This window comes from Claveliimonas monacensis, assembly GCF_014982975.1.
GTDB classification, from domain to species: Bacteria; Bacillota; Clostridia; order Lachnospirales; family Lachnospiraceae; genus Claveliimonas; species Claveliimonas monacensis.
Genome location: NZ_JADCKL010000015.1, coordinates 1 through 24040, shown reverse-complemented (window position 1 = coordinate 24040; position 24040 = coordinate 1). Strand labels below are relative to the sequence as shown.

General features: G+C 52.3%; 23 protein-coding genes and 1 tRNA gene. 16 read left to right on the top strand and 8 right to left on the bottom strand.

What is annotated here, in order from left to right:
• Positions 1-6 precede the first annotated feature (6 nt).
• From guaB to thrS, 4 genes are all read left to right on the top strand, one after another.
• Positions 7-1461 carry an IMP dehydrogenase gene (guaB, locus tag INF30_RS13345; RefSeq protein ID WP_226395576.1) on the top strand — a complete coding sequence of 485 codons (1455 nt, stop codon included), beginning with the start codon at positions 7-9 and terminating at the stop codon, positions 1459-1461.
• A 75-nt stretch (positions 1462-1536) separates the two neighbouring features.
• On the top strand, positions 1537-2571 hold the full coding sequence (locus INF30_RS13340) for an aldose epimerase family protein (protein WP_226395575.1): 1035 nt from the start codon (positions 1537-1539) through the stop codon (positions 2569-2571).
• Between the two features lie 85 nt (positions 2572-2656).
• Positions 2657-3349 (top strand): peptidoglycan recognition protein family protein, encoded by a 693-nt coding sequence (locus INF30_RS13335; RefSeq protein WP_226395574.1) that lies wholly within the window; start codon positions 2657-2659, stop codon positions 3347-3349.
• A gap of 485 nt (positions 3350-3834) precedes the next feature.
• A complete protein-coding gene (gene thrS / locus INF30_RS13330; RefSeq protein WP_226395573.1) occupies positions 3835-5586 on the top strand; it encodes a threonine--tRNA ligase in 1752 nt (583 codons plus the stop codon).
• 120 nt (positions 5587-5706) lie between these two features.
• Here the strand turns inward: thrS and INF30_RS13325 are convergent, their stop codons facing one another.
• Both INF30_RS13325 and INF30_RS13320 read right to left on the bottom strand, forming a co-directional pair.
• Positions 5707-5901, bottom strand: coding sequence for a hypothetical protein (locus INF30_RS13325; RefSeq protein ID WP_226395572.1), 195 nt, complete (start codon positions 5899-5901; stop codon positions 5707-5709).
• Between the two features lie 156 nt (positions 5902-6057).
• On the bottom strand, positions 6058-8058 hold the full coding sequence (locus INF30_RS13320) for an NAD(P)/FAD-dependent oxidoreductase (protein ID WP_226395571.1): 2001 nt from the start codon (positions 8056-8058) through the stop codon (positions 6058-6060).
• Positions 8059-8306: 248 nt separating this feature from the next.
• Between INF30_RS13320 and INF30_RS13315 the strand changes: the two genes are divergently transcribed.
• The 4 genes from INF30_RS13315 to INF30_RS13300 all read left to right on the top strand — a co-directional run bounded on the left by INF30_RS13315 (position 8307) and on the right by INF30_RS13300 (position 11352).
• Positions 8307-9092, top strand: coding sequence for a shikimate kinase (locus tag INF30_RS13315; protein WP_226395570.1), 786 nt, complete (start codon positions 8307-8309; stop codon positions 9090-9092).
• The gene (locus INF30_RS13310; protein ID WP_076778046.1) at positions 9092-9601 is read left to right on the top strand and encodes a YqeG family HAD IIIA-type phosphatase; all 510 of its coding nucleotides are present in this window, start codon (positions 9092-9094) and stop codon (positions 9599-9601) included. Before INF30_RS13315 ends, INF30_RS13310 begins: the two co-directional genes overlap by 1 nt.
• A gap of 84 nt (positions 9602-9685) precedes the next feature.
• On the top strand, positions 9686-10243 hold the full coding sequence (gene efp, locus INF30_RS13305; protein WP_076778044.1) for an elongation factor P: 558 nt from the start codon (positions 9686-9688) through the stop codon (positions 10241-10243).
• A gap of 185 nt (positions 10244-10428) precedes the next feature.
• A complete protein-coding gene (locus tag INF30_RS13300) occupies positions 10429-11352 on the top strand; it encodes a DUF5688 family protein (RefSeq protein WP_226395569.1) in 924 nt (307 codons plus the stop codon).
• 61 nt (positions 11353-11413) lie between these two features.
• Here INF30_RS13300 and INF30_RS13295 read toward each other — a convergent pair.
• Positions 11414-11485, bottom strand: a tRNA-Arg gene (locus INF30_RS13295).
• Between the two features lie 155 nt (positions 11486-11640).
• On the opposite strand from INF30_RS13295, the gene INF30_RS13290 reads away from it, so the two are divergent.
• From INF30_RS13290 to INF30_RS13280, 3 genes are all read left to right on the top strand, one after another.
• The gene (locus INF30_RS13290) at positions 11641-12282 is read left to right on the top strand and encodes a hypothetical protein (protein ID WP_226395568.1); all 642 of its coding nucleotides are present in this window, start codon (positions 11641-11643) and stop codon (positions 12280-12282) included.
• A gap of 63 nt (positions 12283-12345) precedes the next feature.
• Entirely contained in the window at positions 12346-13053 is a 708-nt protein-coding gene (locus tag INF30_RS13285; RefSeq protein WP_076778037.1) for an AzlC family ABC transporter permease, read from the top strand.
• A complete protein-coding gene (locus INF30_RS13280) occupies positions 13044-13376 on the top strand; it encodes a branched-chain amino acid transporter permease (protein WP_226395567.1) in 333 nt (110 codons plus the stop codon). Before INF30_RS13285 ends, INF30_RS13280 begins: the two co-directional genes overlap by 10 nt.
• Positions 13377-13391: 15 nt before the next feature.
• Here INF30_RS13280 and INF30_RS13275 read toward each other — a convergent pair whose 3' ends face one another.
• The 4 genes from INF30_RS13275 to INF30_RS13260 form a co-directional block, all read right to left on the bottom strand.
• Positions 13392-14213 (bottom strand): hypothetical protein, encoded by an 822-nt coding sequence (locus tag INF30_RS13275; RefSeq protein WP_076778033.1) that lies wholly within the window; start codon positions 14211-14213, stop codon positions 13392-13394.
• A complete protein-coding gene (locus tag INF30_RS13270; protein WP_226395566.1) occupies positions 14207-14908 on the bottom strand; it encodes an ABC transporter ATP-binding protein in 702 nt (233 codons plus the stop codon). The genes INF30_RS13275 and INF30_RS13270 overlap by 7 nt, the downstream gene beginning before the upstream one ends.
• Positions 14909-14910: 2 nt before the next feature.
• Positions 14911-15279 carry a GntR family transcriptional regulator gene (locus INF30_RS13265; RefSeq protein ID WP_076778029.1) on the bottom strand — a complete coding sequence of 123 codons (369 nt, stop codon included), beginning with the start codon at positions 15277-15279 and terminating at the stop codon, positions 14911-14913.
• 107 nt (positions 15280-15386) lie between these two features.
• Positions 15387-16283, bottom strand: a complete 897-nt coding sequence (locus tag INF30_RS13260; RefSeq protein WP_226395565.1) for a deoxyribonuclease IV — start codon at positions 16281-16283, stop codon at positions 15387-15389.
• 261 nt (positions 16284-16544) lie between these two features.
• On the opposite strand from INF30_RS13260, the gene argS reads away from it, so the two are divergent.
• The gene (gene argS, locus INF30_RS13255) at positions 16545-18311 is read left to right on the top strand and encodes an arginine--tRNA ligase (protein WP_226395564.1); all 1767 of its coding nucleotides are present in this window, start codon (positions 16545-16547) and stop codon (positions 18309-18311) included.
• Positions 18312-18374: 63 nt separating this feature from the next.
• The gene (locus INF30_RS13250) at positions 18375-19553 is read left to right on the top strand and encodes an alanyl-tRNA editing protein (RefSeq protein ID WP_226395607.1); all 1179 of its coding nucleotides are present in this window, start codon (positions 18375-18377) and stop codon (positions 19551-19553) included.
• A gap of 54 nt (positions 19554-19607) precedes the next feature.
• On the opposite strand, the gene INF30_RS13245 is transcribed toward INF30_RS13250, so the two are convergent.
• Complete coding sequence (locus INF30_RS13245) at positions 19608-20099, bottom strand: prolyl-tRNA synthetase associated domain-containing protein (RefSeq protein ID WP_076778022.1); 492 nt, start codon at positions 20097-20099, stop codon at positions 19608-19610.
• Between the two features lie 180 nt (positions 20100-20279).
• Between INF30_RS13245 and INF30_RS13240 the strand changes: the two genes are divergently transcribed.
• The 3 genes from INF30_RS13240 (at position 20280) to INF30_RS13230 (ending at position 23860) form a co-directional block, all read left to right on the top strand.
• The gene (locus INF30_RS13240; protein WP_226395563.1) at positions 20280-21278 is read left to right on the top strand and encodes a CPBP family intramembrane glutamic endopeptidase; all 999 of its coding nucleotides are present in this window, start codon (positions 20280-20282) and stop codon (positions 21276-21278) included.
• Positions 21279-21428: 150 nt separating this feature from the next.
• On the top strand, positions 21429-22544 hold the full coding sequence (locus INF30_RS13235; RefSeq protein ID WP_226395562.1) for a C40 family peptidase: 1116 nt from the start codon (positions 21429-21431) through the stop codon (positions 22542-22544).
• Positions 22545-22747: 203 nt separating this feature from the next.
• On the top strand, positions 22748-23860 hold the full coding sequence (locus INF30_RS13230; RefSeq protein WP_226395561.1) for a C40 family peptidase: 1113 nt from the start codon (positions 22748-22750) through the stop codon (positions 23858-23860).
• Positions 23861-24040: the final 180 nt, after the last annotated feature.

Genomic DNA, 24040 nt, shown 5'->3' with positions numbered 1-24040 from the left:
TAAACGATGGGTAAAATTATCGAAGAGGGAATTACATTTGACGATGTACTGTTAGTGCCTGGATATTCAGAGGTGATTCCGAATCAGGTAGATCTGTCAACATATCTGACAAAGAAGATCAAACTGAATATCCCCATGATGAGTGCCGGCATGGACACAGTCACAGAGCACCGCATGGCCATCGCCATGGCTCGCCAGGGCGGTATCGGTATTATTCATAAAAATATGTCTATTGAACAGCAGGCGGAAGAGGTGGACAAGGTAAAGCGTTCAGAGAACGGTGTTATCACGGATCCATTCTATCTTTCCCCGGAAAATACACTGGCAGACGCCAATGAGCTGATGGGCAAATTCCGGATTTCCGGTGTCCCGATCACAGAGGGCAGAAAACTGGTAGGTATCATTACCAACCGTGACCTGAAGTTTGAGGAAGATTTTACAAAGAAGATCAAGGAATCTATGACATCTGAGGGACTGATCACCGCAAAAGAGGGGATCACCCTGGAGGAAGCCAAGAAGATCCTTGCCAAGGCCAGAAAAGAGAAATTACCCATTGTTGATGATGATTTTAACCTGAAAGGCCTGATCACCATCAAAGATATAGAGAAACAGATCAAATATCCGCTGTCTGCCAAGGACGGACAGGGACGCCTTCTGTGCGGCGCTGCCCTTGGAATTACAGCCAACTGCCTCGAGAGAGCGCAGGAGCTTGTGAACGCCAAAGTAGACGTTGTGGTGCTTGACTCTGCCCATGGACACTCTGCAAACGTTCTGCACACCATTGACATGGTTAAGAGCAAATTCCCGGATCTGCAGGTTATTGCAGGTAACGTGGCAACAGGCGCAGCTGCTGAGGCGCTCATCAAGGCCGGCGCTGACGCTGTCAAAGTCGGTATCGGACCTGGCTCCATCTGTACCACACGTATCGTGGCCGGTATCGGTGTGCCTCAGATCACAGCGGTTATGGACTGCTATGAGGTGGCGGACAAGTACGGCATCCCGATCATTGCCGATGGAGGTATCAAGTACTCCGGCGACATGACAAAGGCCATTGCCGCAGGCGCCAATGTATGTATGATGGGAAGCATCTTTGCAGGATGTGACGAGAGCCCGGGAACTTTCGAGCTGTTCCAGGGAAGAAAATACAAAGTATACAGGGGCATGGGATCCATTGCAGCCATGGAGAACGGAAGCAAGGACCGCTACTTCCAGGAGAACGCCAAGAAGCTTGTTCCCGAGGGCGTAGAGGGCCGTGTGGCATACAAGGGAACCGTGGAAGATACGGTATTCCAGCTCATGGGCGGACTCCGGTCCGGTATGGGATACTGCGGAACATCTACCATTGAAGAGCTGAAGACAAATGCACGCTTCATCAAGATCTCAGCAGCATCCTTAAAGGAGAGCCATCCCCATGATATCCATATCACGAAGGAAGCTCCCAACTACAGCGTGGACGAATAAAATAAAAATAATTATAAAATTTCAGGACGAAGCCTGCCCTCTGGGCGGGCTTCTGACAGATAGGGGGAAAGGACCATGACAGAGACATTTGGGAAGACATCCGCAGGGTGGGAGACTGCTCTGTACACACTTGAAAACAAAAACGGCATGCAGATCGCGGTTGCAGATTACGGCGCCACCCTGGTAAAGGTGCTTGTGCCGGATCGGGAAGGAAAGCTGGTCGACGTTGTTCTTGGTTATGACGATGCGGCCGGATATGAAACCGGAGACAAATTTTTCGGAGCTATCGTGGGAAGAGTGGCTAACCGCATTGGCGGCGCCTCCTTTGAGCTGAATGGCAGGACCTTCCAGCTGGACAAAAATGACAATGGAAACAATCTCCACAGCGGCATGGACTTCTTCAGCAAGCGGATGTGGAAGGTGGAAGAGTACGGGAAGGATCACATCGTGCTGAGCCTTCACAGCCCGGACGGAGATCAGGGATACCCGGGAGAAGTGGATATCACAGTCACCTACACCCTGACAGAGGACAATGAGGTGAAGATCCACTATCACGCTGTGCCAAAGGCGGACACACTTCTCAATATGACCAATCACAGCTATTTTAATCTTGCAGGCCAGAGCTCCGGCACCATCCTGGACCAGGAGGTGTGGATCGACGCGGACGCCTACACAGAGGCGGACGCCCAGTCCATCCCCACAGGAGAGATCACACCGGTGGAGGGAACTCCCATGGATTTCCGGGAGGGCAAAGAGATTGGCAGGGATATAGAGGAAGATTACCAGGCTCTGAAGTTCGGAGGCGGCTACGACCACAACTGGGCGCTGAACGGGACCGGTTTCCGGAAGGTGGCCAGCCTGAGCTGCGGACAGAGCGGCATATCCATGGAAGTGAACACAGACCTTCCGGGCATGCAGCTCTACTGCGGCAATTTCCTTGCGGGAGATGTGGGAAAAGGCGGCTGCGCTTACGGAAAGAGGAGCGGTGTCTGCTTTGAGACACAGTATTTCCCGGACGCTGTGCACAAAGAAAATTTTGCCGGACCGGTGGTGAAAGCCGGGGAGACATACGACACCACGACCAGCTATAAATTTACATCCGGGAGATAAAATTTATAAAATCATAAGTAAGTCTTCACATTTTCTTTCTCTGAATATGATAGAATAAGCAGGTAGAAAAGTTGGAGATCGTGTAATGAGCAGCAGAACCCGAAGAATAAAGAAGAGAAAGACAAAAGTACAGCATCAGAGACAGATGAAAAAATACTGGAAGGCAGGGCTGATCATTCTGGCAGCCCTGCTTGCCGTTCTGGCGGTTGTCCGGGTAGTCCGCCCCCAGTGGCTGGGCGGCGGATACATAGAGTATGAAAATGAAAAGGTGGATGCATCCAAGCCGAACATAGACGTGGAGCTATTGACAGTCAATCCCTACTCCAGGCCGGGGGACGCCACCGGGCGGATCAACGGGATCGTAATCCACTATACAGCCAACCCGGGCTCCACTGCCATGGATAACCGGAACTATTTTGAGGGGCTGAAGGACAGCCATGAGACCCAGGCCAGCAGCAATTTTATTGTGGGACTGGAGGGGGAGATCGTCCAGTGCGTTCCCACCTGGGAGGTTGCCTATGCTTCTAATTCCAGAAACATTGACACCGTGTCCATCGAGTGCTGTCATCCGGATGAGACGGGACAGTTCAATGACGAGACCTACCGATCCATGGTTCAGCTCACAGCCTGGCTGTGCCTGAAGTTCGGGCTGGATGAAAATGACGTGATCCGCCACTATGATGTGACAGGTAAGAACTGCCCCAAGTATTTTGTGGAGAACGAGGACGCCTGGGACCAGTTCAGGGCGGATGTGGGAGAGGCCATTGCCCGTACCTAGGGCGGAAGAGCCTTTTCCGGGATAAAAAGATTGACTTTTTCCGCCAGATGGATATAATAAAAAATAGCTGGCAGGTTCACAGCATGGACAGCCGGCAGATAGCAGAAAACAATCTCAGACAGGAAAGGCAGAGACGGAAAAGAGTAATCATCCGGAACTATCCAGAGAGAGGGACAGTATGCTGGAAGTCCCTTATAGCAGATGGACGATGAAAACCATTCCCGAGCTGCACTGCAGAACAGCGGAAGGCACGGATAGGGATCTGGGTCAGACCGGCCGAGTAAGCAGTGACGCAGCCCGCGTTAAGGGACAGGATTTTATTATATGGAAATCCTTTTGAGTGAAAAATAAAGGTGGAACCGTGCAGAGAAATGATGCACCCTTGCAGAGGACGAAAGAAGCAGTCCCGGCAGGGGTGTTTTTGATTCTGGAAAAGTCCTCTGGAATGCTGTCTGGATGAAAGCGAAGAAAGGAGAAGAAAGACTATGAAAGTAAGCATGAAAGACGGATCTGTTCAGGATCTGGCATTCACAGACGAAGTGGGACAGGAGGCGTTCCGCCACACCACATCCCACATCCTTGCACAGGCAGTGAAACGTCTCTGGCCGGACACAAAATGTGCCATCGGACCGGCTATCAAAGACGGATTTTACTATGACTTTGAATTCAGCTTCCCGTTCACCACAGAGCATCTGGCAGACGTGGAAAAAGAGATGAAGAAGATCGTGAAAGAGGCCCTTCCCCTGGAGAGAAGCGCAGTCAGCAGAGAGGAAGCCTTAAAGCTTATGGAGGACAGAGGAGAGCCCTACAAGGTGGAGCTTATTGAGGAGCTTCCGGAGGGTGAAGAGATCAGCCTCTACAAGCAGGGAGAGTTCGTGGACCTGTGTGCAGGCCCCCACGTGTCCAATACAAGCGTTGTGAAGGCCTTCAAGCTCCAGAGCGTGGCAGGCGCCTACTGGCATGGAGATGAGCACAACCAGATGCTGACAAGGATCTACGGAACTTCATTCCCCAAGGCGGCCGAGCTGGACGAGTATCTGGCAAAGATCGAGGAGGCAAAGAAGAGAGATCACAGAAAGCTGGGCAAAGAGCTTGGACTTTTTGCCATCATGGAGGAGGGGCCGGGCTTCCCGTTCTTCCTTCCGAAGGGAATGGTGCTCAAAAACCTTCTCATTGACTACTGGAGAAAGCTGCACACAAGAGAGGGCTATGTGGAGATCTCCACGCCTATCATCCTGAGCCGCCATCTCTGGGAAAACTCCGGACACTGGGATCACTATAAGGACAATATGTACACTACAGTCATCGATGACGAAGACTACGCAGTAAAACCTATGAACTGCCCCGGCGGCATGCTGGTATACAAGGTAGAGCCCCGCTCCTATAAAGATCTGCCCATGCGGGTGGGTGAGCTGGGACTTGTGCACCGCCACGAGAAATCCGGACAGCTCCACGGCCTGATGCGTGTGCGCTGCTTCACCCAGGATGATGCCCACATCTTTATGACAGAGGACCAGGTCCAGGATGAGATCAAGGGTGTGGCAAGACTGATCGACGAGGTGTACTCCAAATTCGGCTTTAAATACCACGTAGAGCTCTCCACAAGGCCCGAGGACAGCATGGGTACGGACGAGGAGTGGGAGATGGCTACAAACGCCCTCAGAGGCGCCCTGGAGTCCCTTGGACTGAACTATGTGGTGAACGAGGGAGACGGCGCTTTCTATGGCCCGAAGATCGACTTCCATCTGGAGGACTCCATCGGAAGAACATGGCAGTGCGGAACCATCCAGCTTGACTTCCAGATGCCCCAGAGATTTGATCTGGAGTACACAGGAGCAGACGGAGAGAAACACCGTCCGATCATGATCCACAGAGTGGCCTTTGGTTCCATCGAGCGGTTTATCGGTATCCTGATCGAGCACTATGCCGGAAAATTCCCGGTATGGCTCTCACCTGTGCAGGTGAAGATCCTTCCGGTTTCTGAGAAGTTTGCTGACTATGCAGAGAAGGTGTCTGACGCGCTGAAGGCCGCAGGCGTCCGTGTGGAGACAGACGACAGAAGTGAGAAGCTGGGCTACAAGATCCGCAGCGCCCAGATGGAGAAAGTTCCCTACATGCTCATCGTCGGCGAGAAGGAAGTGGAGGGAGAGTGCGTCTCCGTCCGCAGAAGAGACGAGGGTGACATCGGCAGCATGAGCGTGGGTGAGTTCGCAAAGCTTGTGCTGGAAGATAAATAATAAGCGCAGATAAAAGAATAAACGTTTAAAAAGAAAAACGGACAAGGGCACATGCGGAGGGATTAGCCTCCCACATGTGCCCTTGTCTCTTCTTTTGTGCCGTAAAAGGTGTCTGCGGCGCTAGTCCATCATAACCATGTGGGCGATGGAGGCTGCGTCGTCAGAGTGGCTCTGACGGCAGATCAGGATGCTGTAGATGTAGTCCTCATCCAGCTCCAGAGCCTGGCTGATCTGCTTTATGGTCTGGCCTGAATCGTTGAGGGCCAGCACCTGCTCTATTTCTTTTGTGATCTGTTCCAGTGTTTTTGATGCCATTGGTGTATCCTTTCTCTGTCTGTTTTCGTTCTCTATTTTAAAAGAAAGCGGTGGAAATGTCCAGAGGTAACGATGTGGCATTTTGTGAGATGGATATAGTGAAATCCGGGGCAGGCGTGAACTCGTATGAGCAACGTCTGTCCCGGAGAGTACGCTCTACAGGTATCCCAGTCTGTCTAATGTGGCAAGCACCATGTGGCGGCCTGCGTCGGTTCCGTCTATGATGCGGCGTGCCCGCACGGAGTCACCGATGTTGAGGATCTCTGTGTCTTCACCCTCGAAGCCTTCCACAATGTCGTTCCAGAGGGGCGCGTGAGCCTTCATGCCCAGGCATACAAAGCCGTAGTCAAATGGCAGCTCCTCCTCCTGGCCGTCGCGTTTCACGGTGAAGGAGTGGGGGTTGACTTTCAGCAGAGCTGTGTTCACAAGCTGTGTCACGCTGTGCTTTTTCATGCACTCCTTCATGCTGGAAGTGGTGGAGGCATCCAGCCCCTTGCCGATGACGGGCATCATTTCGATAATGGTTGTCTCTGCGCCTCTGGGGGCGAAGAATTCTACCACATCAAGACCTACCGCGCCGCCGCCGATGACGATGACTTTCTTGCCGGTCATGTCTTTGTCGAAGGCCGGGATGTTATCCATCAGATCCTTAATGCCGTATACACCTGTATCCTTTTTGCTCAGGTTCTCGTGAAGCCCTTCGATAGGCGGAAGAAGCGGTACAGAGCCGGTAGCGTTTACAACCAGGTCCGGGCTGTAGGATTTGATCATATCCACAGTCACGTCCACCCCTGTCTTGATAGTCAGGTTTTCCAGGCTCTCTGCCCGGTGCTTCAGGTATGTCGGGAAATCTGCCAGACGCTTCTTGGCCGGAATCCTGGAGATCTCCACGGAAAGTCCGCCTACATGATCCTGCTTTTCCAGAAGTGTGACATGGCAGCCCACTTCAGCAGCTGTGCAGGCAGCTTCCAGTCCGGCTGTGCCGGCGCCCACAACAACGACATTGCAGGGTTTGTTCACTTTCTGTTTTTTGTAGGCCTCTCCGTTAATGAGGTCCGGGTTCACGGTACAGCGCAGCGGCTTGTTGCCTCCGATACGGTTGCCCACGCAGCCGATGTTGCAGGAGATACATTTGCGGATGTCTTCCACGTTGCCGTATCTTGCCTTGTTGCACCAGTCAGGATCTGCGATCAGTCCGCGGCCCATGCCGATCAGGTCTGCGTCGCCCCTTGCCAGGATGTCCTCTGCCACCTGAGGATTGCGGATGTTTCCAATGGCAATGGTAGGCTTGTGGAATTTATCCCGGACAGCCTTCGCCATGTAGGAGCGCCATCCGTCCTCTAAATAGTTGGCGTCGATCTGGTACTGGATGGAGGGGTTCAGGGCAGAGGAGGTGTCGAACATGTCCACACCGTCATTTAAGAACTCCAGGTACTCCAGGCAGTCCTCCACTGTGTTTCCGCCCTCTACCAGCTCGTCCACGCTCAGACGGAGGGAGATCGGCACTCTCGGGCCAACTGCTGTACGGACTTCGTCGATGACCATGCGGCAGAAGCGTGCGCGGTTCTCGGCACAGCCGCCGAACTCGTCTGTACGGTTGTTCATGGTAGGTGAGAGGAACTGGCTGATCAGGTAGGAGTGTCCGGCGTGGATCTCCACCATGTCAAAGCCTGCGTTTACCGCACGGCGTGCAGCAGCGCCGTAGTCCTTTGCAATGCTCTCAAGCTCTTCTCTTGTCAGCGGGCGTGGCTCTTCGCCGCCTTCTTTAGAAGGAAGATTGGAGGCGGAGACAGGCTGCATGCCGATCCTTGAAGACATGGCAGAAGCGCCGGCGTGGTTCAGCTGTACACCCATGCAGGCACCGTACTTGTGACAGGCCTCCGTCAGATTGAAAAGGCGGGGGATGTAGCAGTCTTTATCAATGCGCAGCTGGGTTGTTCCGTTGGAACCCTCCGGATATTTTACGCATACATTTTCTACGATGATGAGACCTGTGCCGCCTCTTGCGCGCAGCTCATAGTATTTGATGTGTTCATCACTCAGCTCTCCTGTATGCCCGGCAAAGTCGCTTCCCATGGGCATCATGACAACACGGTTCGGGAGTGTCATACCGTTGATCGTGAGGGGGCTGAAGATGTGTTTGAAGTTGTTCTTCATTTGATTTACCTCCGTTAATGTAGCTTTTCAGATAAGCAGAACTTCGCTATAACAACAGTATAAAACATTGTTAAAGATAAAACAAATTCATGTTTTTGTGCCGGATGATAGAATATGTCTATGGTTTCTGGAGAAAGATGGAAATTGGACGTAATAAGCGCGTTTTTCGCCTGTTTTCGTTGAAAATCAGCATGTATTTTGCTATAATATGAAAATGTATTTTTAAAGATGATCAGGAGAGAAAAGCCATGAACGACTTGGAGATGTATCGCGAGCAGCTTGCGCTGTGCGATGATAAGATTATTGATGCACTGGTAGAGAGAAACGCTATAGTTGAGAAGATCATGGCGTACAAGGAAGAGTACGGTATGCCGATCCTCCAGCCCCAGCAGGAGGCGAAGCAGGCAGCGCGCCTGAAAGAAAAGCTGGGGGACAATAAATACAGAGAAGAGATCTACGATGTCTTCCGGCGGATCAACCGCAACAGCAAGCGTATCCAGGCAAGGAAACTGTTTGACTACAATATCATCCTTATCGGATTTATGGGAGCCGGCAAGACGACCATCTCCGATTACCTGAGCACCATGTTTGCCATGAACATCGTGGAGATGGACCAGGTGATCGAGGAGCGGGAGGAGATGAGCATCCAGGATATTTTCGCTACATATGGAGAAGAGTATTTCCGTGAGCTGGAGACAAGCCTGCTCATCGAGATGCAGTCCCGGAAAAACACAGTGATCTCCTGCGGCGGAGGTGTGGCCATGCGCGAGAGAAATGTGGAGGAGATGAAAAAGAACGGCCGGGTTGTCCTGCTCACCGCAAGTCCGGAGACTATCTATGAGAGAGTAAAAGACAGCAGGAACCGTCCTGTCCTCAACGGCAGGAAGAATGTAGAGGGGATCTCTGAGCTGATGGAGCAGCGCCGGGAGAAATATGAGGCGGCGGCTGACGTTGTGGTGAACACAGACGGAAAGACTGTGCTCCAGGTGTGCGAGGAGATGATCCAGAAACTGACGGAGATGGAAGAGAAATAATGCTTGATCGATTTTTTCCCGACAGATATGTGGCTTCCACATATGTGATCGATTTTGAAAAACTGTATGAAGAGGGTGTGCGCGGCCTGATCTTTGACATTGACAACACGCTGGTTCCCCACGGGGCGCCTGCGGACGAGCGGGCTGTCCGCCTGTTTCAGAGGCTCAAAGATATCGGGTTCAGGTGCTGCCTGATCTCCAACAATCAGGAGAAGCGGGTGAAGATGTTCAACGAGCCCATCCAGGTGGACTATGTTTACAACGCCCATAAGCCCTCTGTGAAAAACTATATCCGGGCCATGGAGATCATGGGTACAGACCGGGAGAACACGGTGTTCATAGGAGACCAGCTCTTTACTGATGTGTGGGGAGCAAAGCGGGCGGGGATCCCCAATATCCTTGTAAAACCCATCCATCCCAGGGAGGAGATCCAGATCGTGCTGAAGCGCTATCTGGAGAAAATCGTGCTCTACTTTTACAGAAAGAGCCTGAATGGAAAAAAAGGTTGAAAAAAGCACCAGAGTATTATAAAATGGAACAAGTGAAAAAGAAGGACATGTGCTATCTAAAGGTACAGTTTAAGGAGGATTATAATGGTTTCAGCAGGAGATTTTAAAAACGGATTAACTGTGGAGATCGAGGGAAACATTTATCAGATCCTTGATTTCCAGCACGTAAAACCTGGAAAAGGAGCAGCTTTTGTTCGTACAAAATTAAAAAATATCATCAACGGCGGCGTTGTCGAGAAGACATTCCGTCCTACAGAGAAGTTTGAGACGGCTCATATCGACAGAAAAGATATGCAGTATCTGTACTCAGACGGAGACCTCTACAACTTCATGGATATGGAGACATTTGACCAGCTGGCTGTCAACGCAGATGTTGTAGGTGACTCCCTCAAGTTTGTAAAAGAGAACGACACTGTAAAAGTGATCTCTCACCAGGGCAATGTATTTGCCATTGAACCGCCTATCACAGTAGAGCTTCGCGTGACAGAGACAGAGCCGGGTGTGAAGGGAGATACAGCTACAGGTGCTACAAAGCCGGCTATCGTGGAGACAGGGGCTCAGATCATGGTTCCTCTGTTCGTAAATCAGGATGATGTGCTGAAGATCGATACACGTACAGGAGAGTACCTGTCCAGAGTTTAATCTGCAGTTTGAAAAGTAAAAGAATGACGAAAAAGCCTTGCATTTTGTGCAGGGCTTTTTTATAATATAAGTCACCATAATATTCATTCCGGTGAAGCCGGGTCAGACCATTCTGGATATCTGTTTTCAGATCAGCCTGTTTCAGGCAGCGTTTCACAAAAATAGCATGCAGAGAAAGGAGAACTATGTCGTATGAACAGTTTGTAGAGCAGATGGAAGCAAAATTGAGAAGCAGCCTGGACGGGGGCAGGTCTCTTGGTGTCAGGCAGGTGACAAAGAACAACGGAAAAAAGAGGAAGGGGATCGTATTTAGTGAGCCCGGGATCAATGTGTCCCCCACCATCTATCTGGAGGAATACTATGAGAGGTATAAGCGCGGATATTCTTTTGAACAGCTGGCGGCTCAGATCATGTGCCTGTACAGCCATGTCCGCATGGGGCACTCCTGGGAGGGCGAATTTGTGACAAAGTATGCCAATGTGCGGGCAAAGCTGATCTATCAGCTGATCAACAGAGAAAAGAACAGGGATCTCCTTGCGCAGGTGCCCTATATCCCCTATCTGGACCTTGCTATTGTCTTTTATGTGCTGGTGGATATGAAGGAGGATGACCGGATTGCCACCATGCTTGTGAGAAACGAGCACCTGGGCTGGTGGAAGGTCACCAGGGAGGAGATCTATGAGGAGGCCTGCGCCAACACAAGAAGACTCCTGCCGGAGGAGTTTACAACACTGTACGCTCTTTTGGCAGGGGTGGAGGGGGAGGATATCTCACCGGACCTGGATGAAACGAAGGGGTACAGCATGTATATCCTCACCAACTGCATCCGGAATTTCGGGGCAGCGGCAGTTCTCTACCGAGATGTTCTGAAGAACATAGGAGAATATCTGAAGGAGGATTTCTACGTGCTCCCCAGCAGCATCCATGAGATGATCATTGTGCCGGACAGCAGTGCGCCCTCCTGGAGGGAGACGGCCATGATCGTGAAGGAGATCAATGAGACCCAGGTGAGGGAGGAGGAAGTTCTCTCGGATATCCCCTATCATTATAAGAGAAAAGAAGGAAGGCTGCGTCTGCCTGTGTGGGAGATGGACAGGGCAGAGAGCTGACTTTGGTCCTGACATCTGAGGAATAAAAAAGAGGAACAGCTGATCTTGCTGTTCCTCTTTACGTCTCTGACCAGAGTCGAACTGGCGCACCTGCCTCCGGAGGGCAGTGCTCTATCCACTGAGCTACAGAGACAAAAAGTATAATACCATATCTGTAGGGAAAATACAAGGGGGAAAACGAAAAAACTGTCCCCGGGACCTGCCTTGACTTTTTAAATATTTGCTAGTATCATTTGTAGTGCCCCTTGTCTGCCGGCAACTGATGATCACACAGTAATGGAGGTTGTCATGAAAAGAAAAAGAAAAGAAGGCAGCCAGGGCGCGGGGAACAGCAGATCCACAGCAGCGATGCTGCTCTGTGTGCTGCTGGCCGTGACCGCTGTAGCTGCCGGAACTCTTTACGCAGGGGAGAAATCTGCAAAGGATGACAAGGCCCAGGCCGTGTCTGTCCAGAATGAAGACGTGCAGACAGTGAACGAAGGATGGCAGGAGGCAAAGTACAATCCTCTCCGGGAGGAGACAGACTCCGGGATCACAAAGGCAGTTCGGAAATACTATGAAGAGAGAACTGCGCAGAGCCCGTTTGCGGAAGGGTATGAAAATTTGAAGACCTACACGAAGCGGGGGAAGTACAAGGACACATATCTGGCATTTGTCCGCTATGATATGAAGATAAAGGATATCTACACCATGGCCCCCGGCCTGGAGATCCTCTATATAGAGCCGGATGAAGAGACGGGAGAGCTCTGTGTGGAGGAGGAAATGCCGGACCAGGAGACCCGGGAGGCATCGCAGCTTCTGGCATCCCAGGAGGATGCAGGGCAGCTGATGACAGAGGTACAGGCAGCTTATGACGGAGCAGTGGCGTCGGATGCCATTCTGGCGGAGGCGCTCTCTGATCTGGAGGAAGCCTCAGCCGGGCAGCAGTAGAGCGCCAGGCTCTGGCCGGTGGGGTATATACAGAAATACAGAAAGATAAAGGACGCACAAAGTATGAGAGGATACAGACATGCATTTCGGAAGGCGTTCCCGTATACAATACCTGTGTTGACAGGGTATCTGTTTATCGGGATCGCCTTCGGTGTGATGTACGCAGAGAAAGGGTATAATTTTTTGTGGGCCATGCTGATGAGCCTTCTGGTGTATGCAGGCTCAGGGCAATATCTGGCAGTGAACTTTTTCGTGCCGGGTATTTCTTTTGTGCAGGTCATTTTTATGACGCTGATGGTGAATGTGAGACATATTTTCTATGGGATTTCCCTTCTGGACAGGTTTCATTCCATGGGGAAAAAAAGATGGTACATGATCTTCGGGCTGACAGACGAGACATATTCCCTGCTCTGTACGACAAAAGTGCCGGAGGATGTGGATGAGGAGAAGTTTCTTTTTGCTATCTCCATCATGAATCAGTCCTACTGGGTCATCGGGTCTGTCATCGGTTCTCTTGCGGGGACTCTGATCCCCTTTAATTCAGAGGGGATCGATTTTGCCATGACAGCTCTCTTTGTGGTGATCTTTGTGGAACAGTGGATGGATAAAAAGAACAGGGTGCCGGAGGTGATCGGCGTGGCAGCGGCTTTTGTCTGCCTGCAGATCTTCGGGGCGGACAATTTTGTGCTGCCTTCCATGCTCCTTATCGTCCTCCTGCTTTTTGTGGGACGGACACGCCTTGAGAGAGGGGGGGAGAAAGTATGCCGTTAAGCGTTGGAATGTCGCTGCTCATCATACTGGCTGTGGCATTGACCACTTTTGCCACCAGAGTGGTTCCTTTCCTTATTTTTCCGAAAGGGAAGGAGATACCGGATGTGGTGCAGTACCTTGGGAGGGTGCTGACGCCGGCTGTCATCGGCATGCTGGTGGTGTACTGCCTAAAAACAACGCCGGTGCTCTCGGCCCCGTACGGGATACCGGAAGCAGCGGCGGTGCTGGTAACCGCAGGGCTCCACGTATGGAAGAGAAATAATCTTCTCAGTATCGGAGCCGGTACGGTGCTCTATATGTTTCTTGTGCAGGCGGTCTTTTAAAGGCCGCCTGTTATTTTATGAGAGATTGACCTTCCGCTTCATAATGAAGTAGGAAAGAAGATAGAGGATGACGGCTATGGCAACGGAAATGCCGAAGCTGATGTTCAGTATATCCATCATATATCCGGCAAGGTCAATGGATTCCGGGGTGGTGGATGAGTTCATGGCGATACTGTCACTTAAAATGCCCTGCACACCCATGATTACAGTGGAGGCGATGGCGATGACCGTGGTGATGACAAAGTAGGATACCACGGATCCCAGTACCTTGTGTCCGTTAAAGAGCTGTCCCAGGACAACGGAGGCCTCGATGGTGATCACATTGCCCACGGCGCTGACTATGGTGAGGACTGCCATGTAAAACAGGAAGAAGTTAAAGTCTCCCTGGCCCTGGAAGCCCAGCAGCCGGATGAACTCATCCCAGTGTGCGCTTAACGGGTCTGTTATGATCGGGATGGCCAGCAGGATGTAGGCGCAGACATAGATGAGCAGCATGTCGATGACGCACCAGATGCTCCCGGAGATGGTCTTGGAAAGAAGGTGCATGCCCTTGGTTACAGGAAGGGTGTTGGTAAGATATCCCTCGTCCGAGAACATATTTTTGTAAAACCGTACGGCAATGACAATGTAGGTCCCGTAAGACACGCCGGCAAATATGATAATGTACACGACAAAAGCAAGCGTCAGAAGAAGCTCGTTGAGTTCGTCTGACTCAAAATCCAGCCTTCCTGTCAGGAAGATGCGTCCGAACACGGAGGCTGCCACCAGGAAAATATGGATGATGACAAGAAATTTTGTGGTGGATTTTAAATCGTATCTGATCAGTTTTCCTAGCATCTGAATACCTCCCTGAATAAAGCGTCCACGGATTTTCCCTGGTTCATCCGGATCTCATCCACAGTTTGGTTCAGCACGATCTGCCCCTGCTTCAGGAAAAGCACCCGGTCCAGGATGTTCTCGATGTCTGTGATGAGATGGGTGGACAGAAGGATGGTGGCGTCCTCGTTGTAGTTGGTAAGGATGGTCCGAAGGATGTAGTCCCTGGCAGCGGGGTCCACGCCTCCGATGGGCTCATCAAGGATATAGAGGCGGGCATCCCGGCTCATGACCAGGGCAAGCTGCACCTTTTCCTTTGTCCCTTTGGAGAGCGTGCGCATCCTGGCGTTTACGTCGATCTCCAGGTCTGTCATCATATGGCATGCTCTGTCTGTAACAAAGTCCTCATAGAAATCCGCAAAGTAGGAAATCATGTCCTTGATCTTCATGGCAGGATCCAGATAGCTGCGCTCCGGCAGGTAGGAGACGATTTTTTTTGTCTCCACGCCGGGAGTCATGCCGTCTACAAGAATCATGCCTTCTGTGGGAACAAGGAGATCGTTGATAAGCTTGATCAGCGTACTCTTCCCGCTTCCGTTAGGTCCAAGGAGCCCTACGATCTGGCCGGGGGCCAGCGCCAGATTCAGATTGGTGAGGGCGTAGTACATGTTGTTGTATTTTTTGGAAAGCCCCTTACATTCCAATATCGGCTTCATAATCAGTGTTCCTCCTTTACTGCTTCCTGGATCAGGGAGAGTGTCTCTTCGTCCCGGAAGCCAAGACTTCTCATTTTCTCAAAGAACTCCGCTATATGGCGGGAAGCCTGTTCTTTTTTCATCTCTTTGAGCATCTGTTCATCCTCCGTGATAAAACGTCCGCTGGTCCGCTGTGCATATACAAGTCCGCTGCGCTCCAGTTCGGATAAAGCCTTCTGCATAGTGTTGGGGTTGACTGCGGCTTCCACCGCCAGGTCCCGCACAGAAGGAAGCTTGTCGCCGGGTTTGTAGACGCCCGATATAATGTCCTGCTGGATCCTTTCCATGATCTGCAGGTAGATGGGGCGGTCGTTATCTAAGTCCCATGGCATGTGATCACCTCACTTTTCTTGTGGAGTTTTCGGGATGTTAAGATTGAATGTATTATCTATGTAGTACAATAATACATTTAAGTGAAAATGTCAAGAAAAAAGCCGGACTAAACGCCGGCGATCTTCTCCAGAAAATCCGGATCAAAGGTCTTCTGTCTGAGCATTTCGATTTCATATTTATAAGGGGCAAAGGATTTCTTGGCCTGTGTGGGTGAGGGGACGTAGGGCGTCTCCAGGATCTTGGGCACATCCTGGAAATCCGGATGATGCACAATGTAGTTCAGGGCTTCAAAACCGATCTGCCCGAAACCAATATTGGCGTGTCTGTCCTTTGAGGCTCCTGCCGGATTTTTGCTGTCGTTGATGTGGAAGACAGCGATCTGGTCTTTGCCGATGAGACGGTCAAATTTCTCTATGACGCCGTCAAAATCGTGGATGATGTCATAGCCGCTGTCGCTTGTGTGGCAGGTGTCAAAGCAGACCCGGAGCTTGTCGCTGCATGTGACGCCGTCGTAGATGCGGGCCAGCTCCTCAAAGCTGCGGCCGATCTCGGATCCTTTCCCGGCCATGGTCTCCAGGGCAATGTACACCGGAGTGTCCGGTGTCAGGATATGGTTCAGCCCGCGGATGATCTGGGCAATGCCTGCGTCCACTCCGGCGCCCACATGGGAACCGGGATGCAGGATGAGGACCTGGCTGCGGCATGCGGCGGTGCGCTCCAGCTCCAGGGCCAGGAACCGCTCTGCCAGCTCGTATGTCTCCGGCTTCACTGTGTTGGCAAGATTGATGATGTAGGGAGCATGGACAATGATCTCCTCTATGCCGTGCTCCTTCATGTAGTCCCAGGCGGGCTCTGTGTTCAGCTCGCTGATCTCTTTCCTTCTTGTATTCTGGGGTGCGCCTGTGTAGAACATGAATGTATCCGCGCCGTAGGAGACGGCCTCCTTCGCGGAGCCAAGGAGCATGTCCTTTCCGCTCATCCCCACATGAGAACCTATCTTCATATGGAATATCCCTCGTTTCTGAAAAGTCTTCTGTCAGATCCCCGGATTGCTGCGATGACTGTCCGGGCCTGGCAATGAGGGTAGCACACCTGGGCGCAAAATGCAAGCCTGCGCGGCCCGGTATATAGGAAAGAAGAAAACCAGAAAAAAGTGCAGAATATAAAAAACAGGATATTGAGAGAAAAGCCTGATTATGGTAGACTTATAAGATGATGTCAGGGTGCGAGGAAGGATCCTGGCCGCAGGAATGGAGGAAAAAGAATGAAACAACTGATAGATCTGATCACGGAAGAAATGGAAGAGGCGTTTGAGGCGGCAGGATATGACCGCTCCTACGCAAAGGTGACCCTGTCCAACAGGCCGGATCTGTGTGAATACCAGTGCAACGGCGCCATGGCCGGCGCCAAAGCATACAAAAAAGCTCCTTTTATGATCGCCCAGGATGTGGTGGATCAGATTAAGGGGGGAGGATGTATCCTTTCAGCAGAGATGGTGAAACCAGGGTTCATCAATATCAAACTGGACGATAAATATATAGCAGGCTATCTGAATGAGATGGAAGCGGACGAAAAACTGGGCGTGGAAGAGACCAGCAATCCCCAGACCATTGTCATCGATTACGGCGGACCCAACGTGGCCAAGCCGCTCCATGTAGGACATCTCCGCTCTGCCATCATAGGAGAGAGCGTCAAGAGGATCTGCCGTCTTATGGGACACAAAGTGCTGGGAGACATCCACATGGGCGACTGGGGCTACCAGATGGGCCTGATCATCACAGAGCTGAAGAAGCGCCAGCCGGATCTGGTATACTTTGACGAGTCCTTTGAGGGAGAGTATCCCGAGGAGGCGCCCTTCACCATCGGGGAGCTGGAGGAGATTTATCCGACAGCCAGCGCCTACGCGAAAGAGCACGAGGATTACCGGGAAGAAGCATTGCATGCGACCTATCTTCTTCAGAACGGACACAGGGGATACACGGCTGTGTGGAAACATATCATGCAGGTCTCTGTGACGGATCTGAAAAAGAACTACAGCAACCTGAATGTGGACTTTGATCTCTGGAAGGGGGAGGCTGACGCTCAGGCCTATATCCCGGATATGATCGAGAAGCTGAAAGAGGAGGGATATGCCCGGGTGGACCAGGGGGCCCTTGTCATTGACGTGAAAGAGGAGAGCGACACAAAGGAAATCCCGCCCTGTATGATCCAGAAATCGGACGGAGCATCCCTCTACGGCACCACGGATCTTGCCACTTTGGTCCAGAGAGAGCAGGACTACCACCCGGATCAGGTGATCTATGTGGTGGACAAGAGACAGGAGCTTCACTTTACGCAGGTGTTCCGCGCGGCCAAGAAGACCGGTATCGTGCCGGAGGAGACGAGACTGCGTTTTCTGGGATTTGGAACTATGAACGGCAAGGACGGAAAGCCTTTCAAGACAAGAGAAGGCGGTGTAATGCGTCTGGAGAGCCTGATTGCGGAGATCAACGAGGAGATGTACCGCAAGATCACAGACAACCGGACAGTCAGCCAGGAGGAGGCCCGGGAGACAGCCAGGACTGTGGGGCTTTCCGCTATCAAATACGGGGACCTCTCCAACCAGGCTTCCAAAGACTATGTGTTTGATGTGGACAGGTTTACTTCCTTTGAAGGAAATACTGGTCCCTATATTCTGTACACCATCGTGCGGATCAAGTCCATCCTCAATAAATACACAGAGGCCGGAGAGACACTGGATGGCCTTTCGGTCACCGGCGCTCACGGAGATGAGGAGAAGGCGCTGATGCTGGAGGCGGCCAAGTACAACGGAGTCATGGAGACAGCCTTTGAGGAGCTGGCACCCCACAAGATCTGCGCGTACATCTATGAGCTGGCCAACGCATTTAACCGGTTCTACCATGAGACAAGGATCCTGGCAGAGGAAGATAAGGAAGTGCAGAAGAGCTACATCGCCCTTCTTGTGCTGACAAAGAAGATACTGGAGAGCTGTATCGATGTGCTCGGCTTTGAGGCGCCGGAGAGAATGTAAGCTGACTGGAATGCGGCAGAAAGGATGTAGAGATAGATGGAGCTGCCAGAATATACTGGAGATATGACGAGAAAGCTGTTCTATGAGGACAGCCACCGGAAGGAATTTGAGGCGCGTGTCCTCTTCTGCGCGGCGTGCAAAGAGGGCGGCGGTTTCTGGACTGTGCTGGATCAGACCTGCTTTTTCCCGGAAGGGGGAGGGCAGTATGCGGACACCGGATACCTGGGAGAGGTGAAAGTGCTGGATGCCCGGGAACGGGACGGCGTGGTGTACCACAGGACGGAGGCCCCCCTGGAGCCGGGAGATCTGGTCTGCGGGCGGATCGACTGGGAGGAGCGCTTTGAGAAAATGCAGCAGCACACAGGGGAGCACATTGTCTCCGGTCTTGTCCACAGCCGCTTTGGCTACAACAATGTGGGCTTCCATCTGGGCAGCGACTACTGCACCATGGACTTTGACGGTCCCATTACGCCGGAGGAGCTCCGCCAGATTGAGTGGGAGGCCAACCGGGCGGTGGTGTCGGATCTGGAGATCCTTGTGCAGTACCCCTCGAAGGAAGAGCTGGAACAGATGGAGTACCGCAGCAAGATCGAGATAGAGGGGCAGGTCCGGATCGTCAGCGTGCCGGGATATGATGTGTGCGCCTGCTGTGCGCCCCATGTGAAGCGGACAGGTGAGATCGGCCTGATCAAGCTGGTGAACCGTATGAACTACAAAGGCGGAGAGCGGATCACGATGCTCTGCGGCTTCCGGGCGCTCCGGGACTACGAGGTGAAGCTGGCAGGCGCGAAGGAGATCGGCGCGCTGCTGTGCGAGAAGGAAAATCAGATCGCCGGGGCGGTGAAAAGGCAGAAGGAGGAGCTGGAGAAGCAGAAGTATGAGAATGGAAAACTTGTGCACCAGATCCTGGCGTACCGTGCAAAAGAGATCCAGATCGAATCCCCGGTGACCGCTGTCTTTGACGGAAGTCTTGCAGGGGATGCGCCGAGAGAGCTGATGAATCTGCTCCTTGATCGGGGAGCCGATATCTGCGCGGTCTTTGCAGGGACAGAAGAAGATGGCTACCGGTATGTGATCGGCAGCCGCCAGGCAGATGTGAGACCTCTTGGAAAAGCGATGAACAGCCGGTTTGAAGGCCGGGGCGGAGGAAAACCTGGCATGATCCAGGGAACACTGGCAGGCGGACAGGATGAGATCCGCGCATTTGCAGAACATTTTATAAAAGAGAATAGAGAAGAATAAAAAGCCAGGAGCTTTCCCTCAGGAAGGGGAGCTCCTGGCTCTTGTATACTTTGCTTACAGCTTGATCTTGATCACGTCTACGTCCAGGTCCCAGAGGAATTTGTCCAGATCTTTAAAGGACAGGAAGACGGTCGCTGTGTTTTCCAGGGGATGTATGCCGAGGCTTTTGCAGCGGCTCAGATCCTTGTCAATAAAGAATTCTACAGCGTGGTCTGTGTCGTTCATCAGCCCGAAGGGGGAGACGCTTCCCTGCTTCAGCCCCAGATATTTCTCCAGGCGCTCCTCGGAGGCAAAACTTAAGTTGCCGGCGCCCAGGGTGCGGCCCAGCGCTTTGAGATCCACGGTCTTCTTCTCATCGCAGGTGACGAGAAAATGCCGTTTTCCCTTGGCGTCCCGCAGGAACAGGTTCTTGCACAGGGTTCCCTTCTGGGGAAGTCCGAGACGGTCCATATCTTCCATAGTGTGGACAGGCTCGTGCTCTACTACTTCATATTTAATGCCCAGTTTATTCAGGGCATCGTAAACTCGCTGTTTCTGATCTTCCATGATAAATTAAGCTCCTTTCGTGGGGGTGTTTCTATTATTATAGGGCGAAATCAGAAGAAAGAAAAGAGTTTATAGTTTTTTAATTGCAACTTTCCCGTTTCGGAAGTAGAATAAAAAAGAATTTTGAACGGCTGCCTGCGGGCAGCATGTATTATGATTGAGAAAGCGAGGCTTTAATATATGAGTAATCCTTGGGAAAACCCAAACCAGGAGCCAGGAGAAAACAATGAACCCCACAGAATGCCCCAGGGGATGCCCACGGGCCCTGTGACCCCTCCGATGGGAAGGAGGAAAGGGACGTGGTACGCCTGGACGCCGCTGCTCATCAAATACCTGATCAGCATTGCCGTCAGCATGATCGCTGTGATGGGATACACGTTTGTATATATCTCACAGCACTATGAGGAGACGGTAGGGGCCATGCAGAGTCAGCAGGATATGTTGGAACTGTCCGTGTCCATCTCAGAGAGGATGCTGCAGTACACCACCCAGCTGGAGGGGATCACTGCGCTGATCGTTATCCCCGTTATCCTGTATATGTTCCACAGGGACAGAAAAAATGAAAAAATGGCGGGGGTGATCCCTAACCGGAAGGCTCCTCTGTGGAAATACGGAGCAGTGATCGGCATTGCGGCTGCTCTGTGCGTGGGACTGAACAACCTGATCCTGATCTCCAATATTTCCAGCTACAGCGCGGCCTACCAGCAGACTTCCGACTCTCTGTACAGCGCCCCCTTCGTGATGCAGCTGCTCTGCCTCGGGATCCTGGTTCCCATATCAGAGGAACTGGTTTTTCGCGGGATGATGTTTAAGAGGATGCGGGAACAGTCTGGTTTCGGGCAGGCGGCCTTCTTATCCAGTCTTGTGTTTGCCATCTTGCATGGGAATATGGTCCAGATGCTGTATGCATTTGCAACAGGCATGATCCTTTGCTACGTATATGAAAAGTATGGATCTGTGAAAGCGCCGGCTGTTGGGCATATAGTGATTAATATCATTTCTGTTGCCGCTTCCCGGTTCGGACTTTTCGGCTGGATGATGGAAAACAATATGCGCATCAGTGTGATCACGATCCTTTGCGGCGCTTTTGCGGCGGTTATGTTTGTCCTGATCCAGCGGATCGATGAGCGTCCGATACTTCCGGGCGGGCCGGAGGAAAAGAACACAGCAGTCGTATAGAGAAAAATGAAATGTTACAAAAATGTTAAAAAATATTGCAAAAATATGACCGGTCATTTATAATAAAATCTGTTGAACAGAAATGAAATGACAGATATTGACAAGATGTTGATACCAGACAATGTGACCGGAAAGGGTGAAGACAGGAGAATGAAAAGATTTGGAAGAGCGGCTCTTGCCGTGGCACTGGCCAGTTCTATGGCCGTGACCCCGGTGTTTGCAGCGCCGGATACAGATGAACTTGAAAGCAGCAAAGCGGCGGCCCAGAGCGAGGCAGACTCCCTGCAGGAGCAGCTGACAGAGCTTCTCAACAAAGCAGGAGAGCTTGAGGAGGAGATGATCACCACCGGAGAAAAGATCATCGAGGCCCAGGCAGATCTTGAGGAGGCCCAGCAGAAGGCGAATGAGCAGTATGCGTCCATGAAGGTGCGCATCCAGTACATGTATGAAAACGGGCAGGCCACTGCTATAGAGACGCTCCTGTCGGCCACAGATTTCTCGGATTTTGTGAACAAGGCTGAGTATATATCAAATGTACATACCTATGACCGGCAGCAGCTTCAGGCCCTGGAAGACACAGAGAAAGAGATCCAGGATCTGAAGACCACGCTGGAGGAGGAGCAGAAAAAGCAGGAGTCCATGCAGGAGGAGTATGAAGCCCAGGAGGCGGAGCTGAATGCGACCCTCGAGGAGAAGAAGGCGGAGATCGCTGACTATGACCAGCAGATACAGGCTGCGGCCGAGGCTGCTGCTGCGGAGGCGGCGCAGAGGGAGGCGGAAAGCCAGAGTGCAGAGTCATCGGGAGGCAGCACATCAAACGGGTCCGGCAGCGGAAACAGCAGCTCCGGCGGAGGCAGCTCATCCGGGACAGTTTCCGGGGGAGGCTCCACCGGTGGCAGTGGATCATCTTCCGGCGGTGCATCCAGCGGGAACACCTCTACCGCCCAGGCGATCGTAAACGCGGCTTACAGCCAGCTGGGAGTTCCCTATGTATACGGCGGCTCTACAGCAGGCGTGGCACTTGACTGTTCCGGACTTGTCCAGTACTGCCATGCGGTGGCCGGGATTTCCCTTCCCAGGACATCCCAGGCGCAGGGAGGATGCGGCGTGGCGGTCAGCAGCCCGCAGCCGGGAGACATTGTGTGCTACGGAACCCATGTAGGCATCTACATCGGAAATGGACAGATGATCCATGCACCGAAGCCGGGTGATGTGGTGAAGATCGCTAGCGTATACGGGTCACCCTGGTACAGGCGATGCTGGTAAATTGTTCAAGATATACTTAAAAAATGTGGACCGGGGACGGATGCGTCTCCGGTTTTTTGAGTGGAAGAAGAACCGGCAGATTTTTCTGTGAGAATTTTGGGAAATTGTTGAATTGAACGGGAATATGTAGTAACATGTAATTTGAATAAGTGAAACTGAATTCATAAGAGTATAAATAATTTACAACAGACAGGTGGGAGAATATGAAGAGAAAAATCGCACAGGCTTTTATCACAGCAGCACTGATCAGTTCCATGGCAGTCAGTCCCGTCTTCGCCACGCCCTCTGTGGAGGACCTGCAGAATGACAAGGCGGCGGCAGAGGACGAGGTGGTTTCGCTCCAGTCAGAGCTGACAGGCATCCTGGACAAGATCAGCACGCTGGAGGCAGATCTGCAGAAAAAGCAGGAGGAGATCGACCAGGCGAACATAGACCTGGAGGAGGCTATTGTCCAGCAGGACCAGCAGTACGAGGATATGAAAAAGCGTATCCAGTACATGTACGAGTCCGGAAGCGGCAACGAGCTGGAGCTGCTCCTGTCGGCGGAAAGCTTTTCCGATCTGGTGAACAAGGCCGAGTACATAAAAAATGTGCATACATATGACAGAGAAAAGCAGGAGGAGTACATAGCTACAACGAAGAAGATAGAGAAGCTCTCCGAGAGCCTCCAGGAGGAGGCGGAGAGCATGACGCAGATGCAGAGCCAGCTGGAGGAGGACAAGACTTCCCTGGGCACCATGATCGAGGGAAAGCAGTCCGAGATTGCCCAGCTTGACGCCGACATCCAGGAGGCGGTGGCGGCCCAGCAGGCGGCGGAAGAGGCCCGCAGGCAGCAGGAGGCGGCAGCGGCAGCAGCCGCAGCCCAGGACACCGCACCCAGCCAGCCGTCTAACGGCGGCTCCGGCGGGGGCAGCTCCAGCGGAGGCAGCGGTTCCGGAGGCGGCAGCAGCACGGTGGTACCTCCCCAGGGGAGGGACGGATGGGCGGTAGTGGCCTATGCGAGACAGTTCCTGGGCAATCCCTATGTATATGGCGGCAACAGTCTGACCAATGGCATCGACTGCTCCGGATTTACCCAGCAGATTTATGCGGCCTTTGGAGTCAGCCTCGGCAGGACGGACACAGCCCAGGCATCGGCGGGAGTGGAAATCCCTCTCTCCCAGGCTCAGGCGGGAGACCTGGTTGTCTACTATGGACATGTGGGTATCTACAATGGAAGCGGCGGCCTGATACATGCGTCGTCGCCGTCGGTGGGGATCATCGAGTCTCCGAGCTGCACGTATCGTCAGATACGCTGCGTGAGGAGAGTTCTCTAATCCTTGGTGAACAGACAGAGGGTCTGCGCTTTGTGGCGCAGGCTCTTTTTTCGGTATGACGGGCATGCCGTCAGTCTGTGGTGAAAGTCCACAAGGGGCGTAGTTGCCGACGAACCCCAGAGCGACTCCCAAGGTTTGTATCGTGAGGTACAGGCGAGAAGAAGGGATAGCGAAATCGTA

Excerpts from the sequence above, each read along its gene's own strand:
- argS (WP_226395564.1), top strand. The coding sequence starts at position 16,545 with ATGAAACAACTGATAGATCTGATCACGGAAGAAATGGAAGAGGCGTTT.
- INF30_RS13285 (WP_076778037.1), top strand. The coding sequence starts at position 12,346 with ATGAGAGGATACAGACATGCATTTCGGAAGGCGTTCCCGTATACAATA.
- INF30_RS13265 (WP_076778029.1), bottom strand. The coding sequence starts at position 15,279 with ATGCCATGGGACTTAGATAACGACCGCCCCATCTACCTGCAGATCATG.
- INF30_RS13245 (WP_076778022.1), bottom strand. The coding sequence starts at position 20,099 with ATGGAAGATCAGAAACAGCGAGTTTACGATGCCCTGAATAAACTGGGC.
- INF30_RS13280 (WP_226395567.1), top strand. The coding sequence starts at position 13,044 with ATGCCGTTAAGCGTTGGAATGTCGCTGCTCATCATACTGGCTGTGGCA.
- INF30_RS13320 (WP_226395571.1), bottom strand. The coding sequence starts at position 8,058 with ATGAAGAACAACTTCAAACACATCTTCAGCCCCCTCACGATCAACGGT.
- thrS (WP_226395573.1), top strand. The coding sequence starts at position 3,835 with ATGAAAGTAAGCATGAAAGACGGATCTGTTCAGGATCTGGCATTCACA.
- INF30_RS13275 (WP_076778033.1), bottom strand. The coding sequence starts at position 14,213 with ATGCTAGGAAAACTGATCAGATACGATTTAAAATCCACCACAAAATTT.
- INF30_RS13260 (WP_226395565.1), bottom strand. The coding sequence starts at position 16,283 with ATGAAGATAGGTTCTCATGTGGGGATGAGCGGAAAGGACATGCTCCTT.
- INF30_RS13270 (WP_226395566.1), bottom strand. The coding sequence starts at position 14,908 with ATGAAGCCGATATTGGAATGTAAGGGGCTTTCCAAAAAATACAACAAC.
- INF30_RS13340 (WP_226395575.1), top strand. The coding sequence starts at position 1,537 with ATGACAGAGACATTTGGGAAGACATCCGCAGGGTGGGAGACTGCTCTG.
- guaB (WP_226395576.1), top strand. The coding sequence starts at position 7 with ATGGGTAAAATTATCGAAGAGGGAATTACATTTGACGATGTACTGTTA.
- INF30_RS13335 (WP_226395574.1), top strand. The coding sequence starts at position 2,657 with ATGAGCAGCAGAACCCGAAGAATAAAGAAGAGAAAGACAAAAGTACAG.
- INF30_RS13250 (WP_226395607.1), top strand. The coding sequence starts at position 18,375 with ATGACGAGAAAGCTGTTCTATGAGGACAGCCACCGGAAGGAATTTGAG.
- INF30_RS13315 (WP_226395570.1), top strand. The coding sequence starts at position 8,307 with ATGAACGACTTGGAGATGTATCGCGAGCAGCTTGCGCTGTGCGATGAT.
- efp (WP_076778044.1), top strand. The coding sequence starts at position 9,686 with ATGGTTTCAGCAGGAGATTTTAAAAACGGATTAACTGTGGAGATCGAG.
- INF30_RS13325 (WP_226395572.1), bottom strand. The coding sequence starts at position 5,901 with ATGGCATCAAAAACACTGGAACAGATCACAAAAGAAATAGAGCAGGTG.
- INF30_RS13230 (WP_226395561.1), top strand. The coding sequence starts at position 22,748 with ATGAAGAGAAAAATCGCACAGGCTTTTATCACAGCAGCACTGATCAGT.
- INF30_RS13240 (WP_226395563.1), top strand. The coding sequence starts at position 20,280 with ATGAGTAATCCTTGGGAAAACCCAAACCAGGAGCCAGGAGAAAACAAT.
- INF30_RS13290 (WP_226395568.1), top strand. The coding sequence starts at position 11,641 with ATGAAAAGAAAAAGAAAAGAAGGCAGCCAGGGCGCGGGGAACAGCAGA.
- INF30_RS13300 (WP_226395569.1), top strand. The coding sequence starts at position 10,429 with ATGTCGTATGAACAGTTTGTAGAGCAGATGGAAGCAAAATTGAGAAGC.
- INF30_RS13310 (WP_076778046.1), top strand. The coding sequence starts at position 9,092 with ATGCTTGATCGATTTTTTCCCGACAGATATGTGGCTTCCACATATGTG.
- INF30_RS13235 (WP_226395562.1), top strand. The coding sequence starts at position 21,429 with ATGAAAAGATTTGGAAGAGCGGCTCTTGCCGTGGCACTGGCCAGTTCT.